The following is a 12,936-nucleotide window of genomic DNA, read 5'->3' on the forward strand; positions in this document are numbered from 1 at the left end:
GCCGGAGCCTGCTACGCGGTCAGACCCGACACCTTGACCCAGGTGAGGGCCGGCAGGAGCGCCGACAGTGCCACGCACACGCCGGCCTGGACCAGGACGCGGCGGCCGTCCCGGGGTGCGTACGCGTACGCCAGCGTCACCGCCCCGCCCGCCAGCAGGCCGCCGAGGTGTCCCTGCCAGGAGGTCATCCCCGCGGAGATCACCAGCCACAGCAGCAGGTCGGTCATGTAGCGGTTGACCGCCTGCATGTCGTGGCCGAGGCGGCGGCCCATGACCCAGTACGCGGCGCCGAGGCCGAAGATCGCACCGGAGGCGCCGACGCTCAGTTCGTCCGGGGCGATCAGCAGCTCCAGGACGGAACCGCCCAGTGCCGACAGCAGGTACAGGGCGAGGTAGCGGGCGCGGCCCAGCTGCGCCTCCACGATCCGGCCGACGGTCCACAGCGAGGCCATGTTCATCACGATGTGCAGGACGCCGATGCCCTCGGTCGGCGGCAGGTGCAGGAAGGCGCCGGTCAGCAGCCGCTCCCACTGGCCGCCCGCGAGTCCCTCGGCGTGCACCGAGGAGTCGTACGGGTACTGCCACAGGTAGTGCGCCCCGTCCGAGTCCTGGAGACCGGCGCCCAGCATCCCGAACCGGTCCACGAGGGACGGGCGGGCCAGCTCGGCGAGGTAGGCGAGCACGTTGAGCCCGATCAGGACGTACGTCACCAGCGGCACCGCGCTGAGTCGGCCGCCGAACGCGGTGCGCGCCTGCCTGACCGATCGGGTGCCCTCCTTCACGCACTCCGGGCACTGATGACCGACGGCGGCCTCGCGCATGCAGGACGGGCAGATGTAGCGGTCGCAGCGCGTGCAGCGGACATGCGACTCCACCTTGGGATGACGAAAGCAGGTGGTGACGGCGGACTCGGCGGTCACGGCCGGCTCCTCGGGGAAAGGATGGGACAGGATGAGCCGGTGGGGACGGCGGCGAACAAAGTAGCGAACCACTGTGGCGGGAGTGACCACTGGGGCCCGTGATCACATAGGCTCGCCGTGCCGGAATGCCAAGGGGGGACCATGGCCGCGATCAGTCTGCGCAAGGTGGAGGAGACCGCGCCCGCACTGGTGGGCGCGTACCGATCGGCCGGCGTGTCGCTGGAAAAGCACGGCCTGGACGGGCTGCGGGCCGCCGTGTACCTGGTGGTCGACTACTCGGGTTCGATGAAGCCGTACTACCAGGACGGCAGCGTGCAGGCGCTCGCCGACCGGGTGCTGGGCCTGTCCGCGCACCTGGACGACGACGGCCGGGTGTCGGTGATCTTCTTCTCCACGGACGTCGACGCGGTCACCGACATCGCCCTGGACGGCCACGAGGGCCGCATCGAGCGGATCGCCGCCGGACTGGGGCACATGGGCAAGACGAGCTACCACCTGGCGATGGACGCCGTCATCGACCACTACCTGGACAGCGGTGCCACCGCTCCCGCGCTGGTCGTGTTCCAGACCGACGGCGGCCCGATCAACAAGCTCGCCGCGGAGCGCTACCTGTGCAAGGCGGCGCGGCTGCCGCTGTTCTGGCAGTTCGTCGGCTTCGGCGACCCGGCCAGCCGGCAGTTCGACTTCCTGCGGAAGCTGGACGAGCTGGCGGTGCCCGGCAAACGGCTCGTGGACAACGCCGGCTTCTTCCACGCGGGCCAGGATCCACGGCGGGTCTCCGACACCGAGCTGTACGACCGTCTCGTCGGCGAGTTCCCGCAGTGGCTGGCGGCCGCACGCGCCGCGGGCGTCGTACGGTCCTGGCCGTGACGCGCCGTGACGCGAGGAGCTGACATGGGTGTGAGCTTCCGTGACGTGCTGGAGTTGGGCCACTTCCTGGTTGAGTCACCCCCTGGTCGAGTCACCTCCTGGTTCGGTCGCGTCGTCGAGCACCGCGCCCCGGCACTCGTCGGGCGTGCCCCAGGCCGTGCGCAGGGCGCGGGCCTTGGTCAGCCACAGGGACAGGTCGTACTCCGCCGTGTACCCGATCGCGCCATGCAGTTGGAGCGCCGCGCGGGCGGTGGCGTACGCCGCCTCGCAGGCCTTCAGTTTGGCGGCGGCCACGTCGCCGGGGCGCAGGGATGTCGCCGCTCCGAAGAGCAGTGGGCGGGCGAACTCCAGGGCGGTCTTCGCATCCGCCAGGCGGTGCTTGACCGCCTGGAACGAGCCGACGGGGACACCGAACTGCGTGCGCTGCCCGACGTGGGCGACCGTGCGGTCGAGCAGGGCGAGTCCGACGCCGAGGGCCTGGGCGGCGGTCGCCAGACGGGCCCAGGCGAGGGCGTGGGCGCGCGGCGGGTCGGGGGCCAGGAGTTCGCCGCCGGGGGTCGGCGGGGTGAGGCGGCGGGCAGGGTCGAGGGAGGGGCGGACCGGGCCGGCGCCCGGGGACAGGTGCAGTCCGCCGGGCGTCGGGGAGAGGCGGAGCGTGGCCGCGTCGCCGTCGAGGGCGTACCCGCCCGGCGCGGCCACGGTCGCGATGATCTCGCCCGCCGCGATCCCGGGCAGGAACCGCTCGGCCTGCCGGCCCTCGCCGAGCAGCACCGCCGCCGCGACCGTCTCCACCAGCGGCCCCGGCACCGCGTGCCTGCCCAATTCCACGAAGGCGACGGCGAGTTCCACCGGGCGCGGCCCCAGCCCCCCGTACTCCTCCGGCACCGCAAGGCCGAACACTCCCGCCTGGGCGATACGGCGCCACAGCGCACGGCCGCTCGCGTGGTCGCCGCGGCTCCAGTCCCGGATCACCGCCGGGGTGTCCGCCGCCGTCAGCATCGCGTGCAGCGAGTCGGCGAAGTCACGCTGCCCGGTGTCGAGGAGGAAGCGCATCACCGGCGTCCCTTCGGCAGGCCGAGCAGACGCTCGGCGACGATGTCGCGCTGGATCTCGTTGGTGCCCGCGTAGATGGGCCCGGCCAGGGCGAAGACGTACCCCTCCGCCCAGGCCGTGTCCGTCAACTCACCTTCCTCGCCCAGGAGATCGAGCGCCGTCTCGTGCAGCGCCAGGTCGTACTCGGACCAGAACACCTTGTTCATGCTGGACTCCGGGCCGAGCGAGGCGCCGTCCAGGAAGCGGGAGGCGGCCGCGTAGGTGAACAACTGGTAGGCGCGGGCGCCGGCCAGGGCGTCCGCCACCCGGGCGCGGGCGTGCTCCGGGCGGCCCTGTGCCTTCCACAGCTCCAGCAGCCGGGCGGCCGAGGCCAGGAAACGGCCGGGGGAACGCAGGGTGAGGCCGCGTTCGTTGCCCGCTGCGGACATCGCGATCCGCCAGCCCTGGCCGGGCTCGCCGATGACGTCCTCGTCCGGCACGAACACCTCGTCCAGGAACAGCTCCGCGAAGGCCGGCTTTCCGTCCAGGCGGCCGATCGGGCGGACGGTGACGCCGGGGGCGCGCAGGTCGAACATGAGGTACGTGAGCCCCTGGTGCGGCTTCGGCAAGCCGGGGTCGCTGCGGAACAGGCCGAAGGCCCGGTCGGCGAAGGCGGCCCGCGAGGACCAGGTCTTCTGGCCGCTCAGCAGCCAGCCGCCGTCCGTGCGCACCGCCCTGGAGATGAGCGAGGCCAGGTCGGAGCCCGCCTCCGGCTCGGACCAGGCCTGCGCCCAGACCACCTCGCCGGAGGCCATCGGCGGCAGCACACGCGCGCGTTGCTCCTCGGTGCCGTGGTCGAAGAGCGTCGGCGCGAGCAGGCTGACGCCGTTCTGGCCGACCCGGCCCGGCGCGCCCGCCGCCCAGTACTCCTCCTCGAAGACCAGCCAGCGCAGCAGCCCGGCGCCCCGCCCGCCGTACTCCTCGGGCCAGGACACCACCGACCAGTGGTCCGCGGTCATTTCGGCCTCCCAGGCGCGGTGCGCCGCGAAGCCCTCCGCGGTCTCCAGGGAGGGGAGCGGGGCACGGGGCACATGGGCCTCCAGCCAGGCGCGGGCCTCGGCGCGGAACTTCTCGTCGGCCGGAGCGTGGGTCAGGTCCACGGTCGCCGTCACCGTCCTTCCCTAACAAGTGTTTGGTAGGTTAGCGTGGCCCTATGACAGGCGTCGAGAGTCCGGCGTACGTGCCCGGGCACGGGCTGCTGAAGGGTCGCACCGCCGTCATCACCGCGGCGGCCGGCGCGGGGATCGGCGGCGCGACCGCGCGCCGCTTCCTGGAGGAGGGCGCCCGGGTGCTGATCAGCGACGCGCACACGCGCCGCCTGAAGGAGCACGAGGCCCGGCTCGGCCGGGAGTTCCCCGGCGCGGTGGCCGCGGTGCCCTGCGACGTCACCGACGACGCCCAGGTCCGGGCGCTGTTCGAGGCAGCCGTACGGGAGCACGGAAAGCTGGACATCGTGGTCAACAACGCGGGCCTCGGCGGGACTTCGGACCTCGCCGACATGACCGACGAGGAGTGGTCCCGCGTCCTCGACGTCACGCTGAACGGCACCTTCCGCTGCACTCGGGCGGCCCTGCGCGCCCTGCGCGACACCGGCGGCGGCGTGATCGTCAACAACGCTTCCGTCGTCGGCTGGCGCGCCCAGGCCGGTCAGGCCCACTACGCCGCCGCCAAGGCCGGCGTGATGGCACTGACCCGGTGCGCGGCGATCGAGGCGGCCGCGTACGGGGTGCGGGTCAACGCGGTGGCGCCCAGCCTCGCCATGCATCCGCACCTGGTGAAGGTCACCTCGGCCGACCTGCTGGAGCAGCTGACCGAGCGGGAGGCCTTCGGGCGGTACGCCGAGCCCTGGGAGGTGGCCAACGTGATCGTCTTCCTGGCCTCCGGCTACTCCTCGTACATGACCGGCGAGGTCGTCGCCGTCAGCAGCCAGCATCCCTGACGACGGGCAGACCACAATGGGTTCGTGCCGACCAAGAAGAAGCCTCAGGTGACCGCCCCGAAGAAGCCCGCGGCGGCCGCCGCCCTGGCGCGCCGCAGCGAACTGCTCGGCACCGCCGCCGAGGTCTTCGCCGAACAGGGCTACAACGCCACCACCGTGCGCACCATCGCCGACCACGCCGGGATGCTCGCGGGCAGCCTCTACTACCACTTCGATTCCAAGGAGTCGATGCTGGAGGAGATCCTGCGGACCTTCCTCGACGAGCTGTGGGACGGCTACGACACCGTCCTGGCCTCCGGACTCGGGCCGCGCGAGACCCTGGAGGCGCTGGTCACCGAGTCCTTCCGGGAGATCGACCGGCACCGCGCCGCCGTCGCGATCTACCAGAAGGAGAGCAGGCAGCTCATGGCGCAGGACCGCTTCGCCTTCCTCGCCGACTCGCAGCGCCGGTTCGAGAAGGCATGGCTGTCCACGCTGGAACGCGGGGTCGCCGAGCGTGTCTTCCGTGCCGACCTGGACGTCCGTCTCACCTACCGGTTCGTCCGGGACACCGTGTGGGTCGCCGCGTCCTGGTACCGGCCCGGGGGACAGCACAGCCCGGAGGAGATCGCCCGCCAGTACCTGTCCATGGTGCTGGACGGAATCGCCGTACGCGCATGACATCACGCTGAACACCCCTTTCCTGTGAGGGAGTCGCCATGGCCGAGGCCTACATCGTCGAAGCGGTCCGCACGCCCGTCGGGCGGCGCGGGGGAGGGCTCGGCCGGGTCCATCCGGCCGACCTGGGTGCGCATGTGCTCAAGGCACTCGTGGAGCGGGCCGGGGTCGCCCCGGCGGCCGTGGAGGACGTCGTCTTCGGCTGCCTGGACGCGGTCGGGCCGCAGGCGGGGGACATCGCCCGCACCAGCTGGCTGGCCGCCGGCCTGCCCGAGGAGGTGCCGGGCGTGACCGTCGACCGCCAGTGCGGCTCCTCCCAGCAGGCCGTGCACTTCGCCGCGCAGGCCGTGCTCTCCGGCACCCAGGACCTGGTGGTCGCGGGCGGCGTGCAGAACATGTCCCAGATCCCCATCGCCTTCGCCTCCCGGCAGGCCGCGGACCCCCTCGGCCTGACCGACGGACCCTTCCTCGGCAGCACCGGCTGGCGCGCCCGCTACGGCGACCAGCCCGTCAACCAGTTCGCCGGCGCCGAGATGATCGCCGCCAAGTGGGGCATCAGCCGTGCGGACCAGGAGGAGTTCGCCCTGCGCTCGCACCGGCGGGCGGTGTGGGCCATCGACACGGGCCGCTTCGAGCGCGAGACCGTCCCCTACGGCGAGGTCACCGTCGACGAGGGCCCCCGCCGGGACACCTCCCTGGAGAGGATGGCCGCGCTGAAGCCGGTCCTCGACGGCGGCACCATCACCGCAGCCTGCTCCTCCCAGGTCTCCGACGGAGCCGCGGCCATGCTGCTCGCCTCCGAGCGGGCGGTACGGGAACACGGGCTGCGCCCACGCGCCCGCGTCCACCACCTCTCCGTACGCGGCGAGGACCCCATCCGCATGCTCTCCGCGCCCATCCCGGCCACCGCACACGCTCTGAAGAAGACCGGGCTGACCATCGACGCCATCGACCTCGTGGAGATCAACGAGGCCTTCGCCCCCGTCGTGCTCGCCTGGCTCAAGGAGACCGGCGCCGACCCGGAGAAGGTCAACGTCAACGGCGGCGCGATCGCCCTCGGCCACCCGCTCGGCGCCACCGGCGTCCGACTGATGACGACCCTGCTGCACGAACTGGAGCGCACCGGCGGCCGGTTCGGCCTCCAGACCATGTGTGAGGGCGGCGGTCAGGCGAACGTGACGATCATCGAACGCCTCTGAGCGTAAGCGTTCCGATGGAAGTGCCGGCGATGTGCCGTCTTTCGGCTGCGGCGCCGTCGTGGCTGGTCGCACAGTTCCCCGCGCCCCTTCAGGGCGCTGCCCTGCTCAGCCCCGCCAGCACCTCCTCCGCCTCCTTCACGATCCGCTCCACCAGCTCCGCGCACGACGGCAGGTCGTCGATCACCCCGGCGACCTGCCCGGATGCCATCACCCCGAGATCCGTACGACCTTCCACCATCGCCGACTTCAGCAGCATCGGCGTGTTCGCCGCCAGCAGCACCTGGCTCCAGGACAGCTCCTTGCCGTGCTTCAGGGCCAGACCGTCCCGGATCATCTGCCGCCAGGTGAGCCCCGACAGCCGCCGGAACCCCGCCGCCCTGCGCACCGCGTGGGCGAGGGCCCGTGTCCGGCCGGACCGCTCCAGCACGTCGACCAGGTCCGTGCGCAGCATCCGGTGCGGCAGCCCGTCCACCGCCCGGGTGACCGTGACGTCCCGGACCGTCGCCGCCAGATACCGTGCTTTCGCCGCGTCCGGCACCGTCGAGTCCGAGGTGAGCAGGAACCGCGTGCCCATCGCCACCCCGGCCGCCCCGTAGGCCAGCGCCGCGACCAGGCCCCGCCCGTCGAAGAAGCCGCCCGCCGCCACCACCGGTATCCGCACCGCATCCACCACCTGCGGCAGCAGCACGCTCGTCGCCACCTCGCCGGTGTGCCCGCCGCCCTCGCCGCCCTGCACGATCACCGCGTCCGCACCCCACGCCGCCACCTTCTCGGCGTGCCGCCGTGCCCCGACGGACGGAATGACCACCACACCGGCCTCCTTGAGCCGGGTGATCAGCTCGTGGGAGGGGGCGAGGGCGAAGGAGGCCACCCGGACGCCCTCGTCCAGCATGATCTGCACCCGGTCCGCCGCGTCGGCCGCGTCGGCCCGCAGGTTCACCCCGAACGGCGTGTCCGTGCGCGACCGGACCTCCCTTATCGCGGTACGCAACTGGTCGCGGGTCATCGTCGCGGAGGCCAGGATGCCGAGGGCACCCGCTTCGGCCGCGGCCGAGACCAGGCGCGGGCCCGCCACCCAGCCCATCCCGGTCTGCACGAGGGGATGCCGGACCCCGACCAGCCGGGTCAGTGCGGTCTCCATCACGCCCTTGCCCCCTCGGGCACCTCACGCGCGCGGGCCCCCTCCGGATCCAGCTCCGCACGGATCAGCCGCAGCTCCTCCGCCGTGGGCTCCCGGGTGTACGGCACCTCGTCCGGCACGGTGAGCGGGAATCCCGTCGCCTCCCGCACCTGGTCCACGCTCACACCGGGATGCAGCGAGGCCAGCCGCATCGACTGGTCGGGGGTGGCGAAGTCGAGGACTCCGAGGTCGGAGACGACCCTGGGGATGCGGTGGAAGCGGGCCGTGCTCCCCAGTTCGGCCGCCCGGTCGTACCCCACCCCGCACACCATGTCCGCCCGCTCCACGAACACCCGCCGGGAGTGCCTCGGGATCCAGTAACTCGTCGGATTGTTCAGCGTGTTCAGCGGAGCGCCGCGCACCCCGAGCAGCTGTCGCCGGGGCCGGGTCCAGTCGCCGATGCAGGAGATGTTCTGGTTGCCGTACCGGTCGATCTGGCTCGCCCCCATCATCACGTGCCGGCGGCCGCCCGCCACCAGGGCCAGATGCTGCCGGTAGGGCAGCCAGCCCTCGGGCGTGCCGTCCGGCCGGACCAGCAGTGCCTCGCCGTCGGTGAGCAGCAGGTCCGGCGCGAAGGTGAGCCGGGCCAGCCGTGCGCCCAGCGACGGGATCAGACCCATCGGGCTGGCCAGGATCTCCCCGCTGCCCCGCCAGGCCTCGGCACAGGCGATCACGCAGTACTCGGCGCGGGTGGGTGGGAGAAGGGGGGCCGGAGTGGGACGTGAGACGCTCATTGCTCTCGCTCCTCCTTCTGCCAGGCCCGCACCGACGACCGGTACGCCTCCTCGTCCCCGGACAGGAACCGCTCGGCGAACTCCGGCCAGGGCGTGGCCGCGTACGTCCGCTGGAAGGCCTCGTCCCGGCCGTAGTCCGGTGCGCAGGAGGTGAAGTGCGCGCCGTTCGGGGCCTCGACCACACCGGTCACCGCGAGCCGTTTCAGGAGCAGCGACTGCGGGGCCGCCTCCTTCGTCAACACGGCCGTGTCGACGATCCGTTCGCAGGAGACGTAGGCCGCGTCCGCCGCCTCGCAGAACAGGTCGTCGAAGTACGGGTCCGGGCCCAGGTACTGCCCGTTGCCCAGCCGGTCGGCGCGGTTGACGTGCACCAGGGCCGCGTCCATCCGCAGGGCGGGCATCGCCACGAACGTCTCTGCGTCCTCGTAGGGCGAAGTGACGGTCCTCAGAGTCGGGTTGACCCGCATGACGTCCGAGCCGACACCCGCCCGCACCGGCAGGAAGGGCAGCCGGTGGGCGGCCGCGTGCAGCCCCCACATGAACATCCCCTCGTCCACCTCCGTCAGCTCGAAGTCCCCGCTCTCGCGGGCCGCCCGGTAGTGCGGTTCGAGTGGGATCGAGTCGAGGGTGACGAAGGCGGTGACCAGCCTGCGGATCCGGCCGGCCGCGGCCAGCATGCCGATGTCCGGGCCGCCGTACGAGATGACCGTGAGGTCTCCGATCCCGGCTCTCAGCAGGGCCCTGACCAGCGCCATCGGCTTGCGCCGTGAACCCCAGCCACCGATGCCCAGGGTCATGCCGCTGGAGAGCCGGGAGACCACCTCCTCGGCGGTCATCGTCTTGTCGCCCACCTACGCACCCTCCTTCCCGAACGTGTCGCGGACCCGGTCGGCCAGTCCGCTGAGGTTGGCCTCGAACGTGAAGCCCTGTTCGAAGCGGTAACTGCGGCGCACGTCGACGGGGTCGATCCCGTTGATGGCGGCCTTGGCCATGCGCAGCAGCCGCCCGTCCTTCGCGGCGATCTCGCGGGCCAGCTCCAGCGCGGCCGCCCGCAGTTCCGCGCGCGGCACCACCCGCCACACCGAGCCGTGCGCGTGCAGCTCGGCGGCGCTCGCCGTGCGCGACGTGTAGTACAGCGTGCGCATCAGGTGCTGCGGGACCAGCCGGGCCAGATGCGTGGCGGCGCCCAGCGCGCCCCGGTCCAGCTCCGGCAGCCCGAAGGTGGCGTCCTCGCTCGCCACGATCGCGTCCGCGTTCCCCACCAGGCCTATCCCGCCGCCCAGGCAGAACCCCTGGACCGCCGCTATCACCGGTGTCTCGCACTCGTAGACCGCCGTGAAGGCCTCCGCGCAGCCCTGGTTGGCGCCGATCAGGGCCTGCTGTCCGTTCGCCTGTATCTCCTTGATGTCCACGCCCGCGTTGAACCCGCGGCCCTCGGCGGCCAGCACCACGCACCGCACCTCGGGGTCGTGGCCCGCCGCGCGCACGGCCTCGGCCAGCTCGAACCAGCCGCGCACCGGCAGTGCGTTCACCGGCGGGAAGTCGACGGTGACTACGGAAATCCCCTTTTCCGGGACCGACATGGAGACACCCATGGACGCATCAGCTACCTTCGCACTCAACGCCTTTCCACCAAACATTTGTTAGGTGTGAGGCTTCGAAGCTAGCAGTCGGCGAAGACGAGCGGGAGAGCCTGTGGACAACTCCGCGGCAGGGCCTGTGGACAACTCGCTGCGCGGCAGAACCGTCGTCGTCACCGGCGGCACCCGGGGGGTGGGGGCGGGCATCGCAGGCGCCTTCGCCGCGGCCGGCGCCCGTGTGGTGGCCTGTGCCCGGCGTCCCCCCGAACAGGCCCTGGACGGTGTGGAGTTCTTGCCCCTCGACCTGCGCGACCCGCCGTCCGTCCGCGCATTCTTCGAGGCGCTGCCCCGGCTCGACGTGCTCGTCAACAACGCGGGCGGCACCCCGTACCGGCGGCTGGCCGACGCGGACGCCGAGCGGCACGCCCGGGTCATCGAGCTGAACCTCGTCACCCCGCTGACCGCCTCCCTCGCCGCCTACGAGCAGCTCCGCCGGGCCCGTGGCGCGGTCGTGATGGTCGGCAGCGTCAGTGGCGAGCGGCCCTCGCCCGGCTCGGCGGCCTACGGCGCGGCCAAGGCAGGCCTGGCGAACCTGGCCGCCTCCATGGCCGTGGAATGGGCGCCGGAGGTCCGCGTCAACACGCTGGTCGTCGGCATGGTCCGCACCGAGTTGTCGTCCCTGCACTACGGCGGCCCGGACGGCCTCGCTGCGGTCTCCCGCACCGTCCCTCTCGGCCGGCTGGCCACGCCCTCGGACGTCGGAGCGGCCGCCGTCTTCCTCGCCTCCGACGCGGCCGCCTACATCAGCGGGGCGAGCCTGCTGGTGCACGGGGGCGGGGAGCGGCCCGCCTTCCTGGATGCAGCGACCGCCGACAAGGAACACCGCCGACAAGGAGGCCGGGGATGACGGGGATGAGCGGAATCCGCGGAATCTGCGCAGGGCGAGTCGTCGTCGTCACCGGCGCCGGACGGGGACTGGGCCGCGCGCACGCCCTCGCCCTCGCCGCCGAGGGGGCCCGGGTCGTCGTCAACGACCTGGGCGTCGGGCTGGACGGGGTGCCCGGTCCGGACAGTCCGGCGGCGGCCGTCGTCGCGGAGATCCGGGAGGCGGGCGGCGACGCGGTCGCGCACGGCGGTGACATCGCGACGACCGAGGGGGCCGCTTCCCTGATCCGGACCGCCGTCGAGACGTACGGCCGGCTCGACACGCTCGTCAACAACGCCGGCTTCCTGCGTGACCGTATGCTCGTCAACCTCGACGAGGACGACTGGGACGCCGTGATCCGCGTCCACCTCAAGGGCCACTTCCTGCCCCTCAAGCATGCCGCCGCGCACTGGCGGGCCGAGGCCAAGGCCGGGCGCACCCCGGTGGCCCGCATCGTCAACACCAGCAGCGGAGCAGGCCTGCTGGGCTCGGTCGGGCAGGGGAACTACAGCGCCGCCAAGGCCGGGATCATCGCGCTGACCCTCGTCGCGGCGGCCGAACTGGCCCGCTACGGCGTCCAGGTCAACGCCGTCGCCCCGGCCGCCCGCACCCGCATGACGGAACGTACCTTCGCCGGGACCATGGCCGCCCCGGCCGCCGGATTCGACGCCATGGCCCCCGAGAACGTCTCCCCGCTGGTCGTCTGGCTCGGCTCCGCCGCGAGCACCGGTGTGACCGGCCGGGTGTTCGAGGCGGAGGGCGGCCGGATCACCGTCATGGAGGGCTGGCGCCCCGGTCCCGGCGCCGACAGGGGAGCGCGCTGGACCCCGGCCGAGGCAGGGGAGACCGCACTGAAGTTGCTGGCGGAGGCGGAGAGCCCAGGGGCGGTGTACGGCTCTGAGGGGTAGGGGAGTTCAGTCCGTCAGGCGGGTGGCCGCCTGCTCGCACGCTTGCGCCGACCCGTCCGGACCCCTTGATCGACACCCGGCCCCTACCGGGCGCCCTGGCCCGAGGTGGCGTGGAGGGAGCCGAGCAGGCCGAGGGCCTGGGCGCTGGGGCTGCCGGACTCGGCCTGGTGGATGACGAGCTGCTGGCCCGGAGCGTCGCGTACATCGAAGGCCTGGTAGGTGAGGGTCAGGGGGCCGACGTCCGGGTGGAGGAAGTGCTTGGTGTCCTGGGTCTTGCCCCGCACGGCGTGGGTGTCCCACAGGCGGGTGAAGTCCGCGCTGTGCTCGGTGAGGGTGCGGACGAGTTCCCGCAGCCGCGGGTGGTCCGGGTCGAGGCCGGCCGCCTGGCGCAGGTGGCCCACGACGGCCTGCACCGTGTCGCTCCACCGCGTGTAGAACTGCCGGCCTGCCGGGTCGAGGAAGGCCATGCGGGCCAGGTTGTCCGTCGGCTCGAAGGGCGAGTGCAGGGCCTCGGCCAGGGCGTTGGCGGCCAGGACGTCCAAGGCCCGGTTGATGACGAACGCCGGGGCGCCGGGGTAGCCGTCCATGAGCCGGCGCAGGGCGGGACCGACCCGGTCCGTGGTGTGGGTGAACCGGTCGCTCGGCGCTGTCCCGGCCAGCTGGTGCAGGTGCGCGTGCGCGTCGGGGCCCAGTCGCAGGGCGCGGCCGAGCGCGTCGAGCACCTGGGCCGAGGGGTGCCGTTCCCGCCCCTGTTCCAGGCGGGTGTAGTAGTCCGCGTTCACCCCGGCCAGGACGGCGACCTCCTCACGGCGCAGTCCGGGGACTCGGCGTACGCCGTAGCTCGCCATGCCGACGTCCTCCGGCCGCAGGGCCGCCCTGCGCGCGCGCAGGAACTCTCCCAGATGGTTGTCGGTCATGTCCCCAGGCTAGGC

14 protein-coding genes are annotated in these 12,936 nt (G+C 72.7%); 6 read left to right on the top strand and 8 right to left on the bottom strand.

The genetic code is table 11. The features are described 5' to 3' along the window. Positions 1 to 11 precede the first annotated feature (11 nt). Positions 12 to 920 carry a rhomboid family intramembrane serine protease gene (locus tag ABZ471_RS14700; protein ID WP_359066248.1) on the bottom strand — a complete coding sequence of 303 codons (909 nt, stop codon included), beginning with the start codon at positions 918 to 920 and terminating at the stop codon, positions 12 to 14. Between the two features lie 141 nt (positions 921 to 1,061). Here ABZ471_RS14700 and ABZ471_RS14705 point away from each other — a divergent pair, with 141 nt between their 5' ends. Next, complete coding sequence (locus ABZ471_RS14705) at positions 1,062 to 1,790, top strand: VWA domain-containing protein (RefSeq protein WP_359066250.1); 729 nt, start codon at positions 1,062 to 1,064, stop codon at positions 1,788 to 1,790. A gap of 75 nt (positions 1,791 to 1,865) precedes the next feature. Here ABZ471_RS14705 and ABZ471_RS14710 read toward each other — a convergent pair whose 3' ends face one another. After that, positions 1,866 to 2,843, bottom strand: coding sequence for an acyl-CoA dehydrogenase family protein (locus ABZ471_RS14710; RefSeq protein ID WP_359066252.1), 978 nt, complete (start codon positions 2,841 to 2,843; stop codon positions 1,866 to 1,868). Continuing rightward, positions 2,843 to 3,982 (bottom strand): acyl-CoA dehydrogenase family protein, encoded by a 1,140-nt coding sequence (locus ABZ471_RS14715; protein ID WP_359066314.1) that lies wholly within the window; start codon positions 3,980 to 3,982, stop codon positions 2,843 to 2,845. The genes ABZ471_RS14710 and ABZ471_RS14715 overlap by 1 nt, the downstream gene beginning before the upstream one ends. A 53-nt stretch (positions 3,983 to 4,035) precedes the next feature. Here ABZ471_RS14715 and ABZ471_RS14720 point away from each other — a divergent pair, with 53 nt between their 5' ends. From ABZ471_RS14720 to ABZ471_RS14730, 3 genes are read left to right on the top strand one after another with little or no spacing between them, the layout of a single operon-like run. After that, complete coding sequence (locus ABZ471_RS14720; RefSeq protein WP_359066254.1) at positions 4,036 to 4,821, top strand: SDR family oxidoreductase; 786 nt, start codon at positions 4,036 to 4,038, stop codon at positions 4,819 to 4,821. 24 nt (positions 4,822 to 4,845) lie between these two features. Continuing rightward, on the top strand, positions 4,846 to 5,481 hold the full coding sequence (locus ABZ471_RS14725) for a TetR/AcrR family transcriptional regulator (RefSeq protein ID WP_359066256.1): 636 nt from the start codon (positions 4,846 to 4,848) through the stop codon (positions 5,479 to 5,481). A gap of 38 nt (positions 5,482 to 5,519) precedes the next feature. Continuing rightward, positions 5,520 to 6,677, top strand: coding sequence for an acetyl-CoA C-acetyltransferase (locus tag ABZ471_RS14730; protein WP_359066258.1), 1,158 nt, complete (start codon positions 5,520 to 5,522; stop codon positions 6,675 to 6,677). An 88-nt stretch (positions 6,678 to 6,765) separates the two neighbouring features. Here the strand turns inward: ABZ471_RS14730 and ABZ471_RS14735 are convergent, their stop codons facing one another. The 4 genes from ABZ471_RS14735 to ABZ471_RS14750 are packed head-to-tail and all read right to left on the bottom strand — an operon-like array spanning position 6,766 to position 10,186. Beyond that, positions 6,766 to 7,818 carry a nitronate monooxygenase gene (locus ABZ471_RS14735; RefSeq protein WP_359066316.1) on the bottom strand — a complete coding sequence of 351 codons (1,053 nt, stop codon included), beginning with the start codon at positions 7,816 to 7,818 and terminating at the stop codon, positions 6,766 to 6,768. After that, entirely contained in the window at positions 7,818 to 8,591 is a 774-nt protein-coding gene (locus ABZ471_RS14740; RefSeq protein WP_359066260.1) for a CoA-transferase, read from the bottom strand. Before ABZ471_RS14740 ends, ABZ471_RS14735 begins: the two co-directional genes overlap by 1 nt. Next, positions 8,588 to 9,442 (bottom strand): CoA-transferase, encoded by an 855-nt coding sequence (locus ABZ471_RS14745; protein WP_359066262.1) that lies wholly within the window; start codon positions 9,440 to 9,442, stop codon positions 8,588 to 8,590. The genes ABZ471_RS14740 and ABZ471_RS14745 overlap by 4 nt, the downstream gene beginning before the upstream one ends. After that, positions 9,443 to 10,186: an enoyl-CoA hydratase family protein gene (locus ABZ471_RS14750; protein ID WP_359066264.1), complete on the bottom strand. Its 744-nt coding sequence runs from the start codon at positions 10,184 to 10,186 to the stop codon at positions 9,443 to 9,445. It abuts the gene before it with no gap. Between the two features lie 136 nt (positions 10,187 to 10,322). Here ABZ471_RS14750 and ABZ471_RS14755 point away from each other — a divergent pair, with 136 nt between their 5' ends. Beyond that, positions 10,323 to 11,078 carry an SDR family oxidoreductase gene (locus ABZ471_RS14755; RefSeq protein WP_359066318.1) on the top strand — a complete coding sequence of 252 codons (756 nt, stop codon included), beginning with the start codon at positions 10,323 to 10,325 and terminating at the stop codon, positions 11,076 to 11,078. A 5-nt stretch (positions 11,079 to 11,083) separates the two neighbouring features. Then, positions 11,084 to 12,004 carry an SDR family oxidoreductase gene (locus ABZ471_RS14760; protein WP_359066320.1) on the top strand — a complete coding sequence of 307 codons (921 nt, stop codon included), beginning with the start codon at positions 11,084 to 11,086 and terminating at the stop codon, positions 12,002 to 12,004. Positions 12,005 to 12,087: 83 nt separating this feature from the next. Here ABZ471_RS14760 and ABZ471_RS14765 read toward each other — a convergent pair whose 3' ends face one another. Further along, complete coding sequence (locus ABZ471_RS14765; protein ID WP_359066266.1) at positions 12,088 to 12,921, bottom strand: helix-turn-helix transcriptional regulator; 834 nt, start codon at positions 12,919 to 12,921, stop codon at positions 12,088 to 12,090. Positions 12,922 to 12,936: the final 15 nt, after the last annotated feature.

It is taken from the genome of Streptomyces sp. NPDC005728, assembly GCF_040630895.1.
Taxonomy (GTDB): domain Bacteria; phylum Actinomycetota; class Actinomycetes; order Streptomycetales; family Streptomycetaceae; genus Streptomyces.

What these genes read in the sequence shown, in the direction of transcription:
- ABZ471_RS14705 (WP_359066250.1), top strand. Translation starts at nt 1,062, where the DNA reads ATGGCCGCGATCAGTCTGCGCAAGGTGGAGGAGACCGCGCCCGCACTG.
- ABZ471_RS14710 (WP_359066252.1), bottom strand. Translation starts at nt 2,843, where the DNA reads ATGCGCTTCCTCCTCGACACCGGGCAGCGTGACTTCGCCGACTCGCTG.
- ABZ471_RS14720 (WP_359066254.1), top strand. Translation starts at nt 4,036, where the DNA reads ATGACAGGCGTCGAGAGTCCGGCGTACGTGCCCGGGCACGGGCTGCTG.
- ABZ471_RS14730 (WP_359066258.1), top strand. Translation starts at nt 5,520, where the DNA reads ATGGCCGAGGCCTACATCGTCGAAGCGGTCCGCACGCCCGTCGGGCGG.
- ABZ471_RS14735 (WP_359066316.1), bottom strand. Translation starts at nt 7,818, where the DNA reads ATGGAGACCGCACTGACCCGGCTGGTCGGGGTCCGGCATCCCCTCGTG.
- ABZ471_RS14740 (WP_359066260.1), bottom strand. Translation starts at nt 8,591, where the DNA reads ATGAGCGTCTCACGTCCCACTCCGGCCCCCCTTCTCCCACCCACCCGC.
- ABZ471_RS14750 (WP_359066264.1), bottom strand. Translation starts at nt 10,186, where the DNA reads ATGGGTGTCTCCATGTCGGTCCCGGAAAAGGGGATTTCCGTAGTCACC.
- ABZ471_RS14760 (WP_359066320.1), top strand. Translation starts at nt 11,084, where the DNA reads ATGAGCGGAATCCGCGGAATCTGCGCAGGGCGAGTCGTCGTCGTCACC.
- ABZ471_RS14765 (WP_359066266.1), bottom strand. Translation starts at nt 12,921, where the DNA reads ATGACCGACAACCATCTGGGAGAGTTCCTGCGCGCGCGCAGGGCGGCC.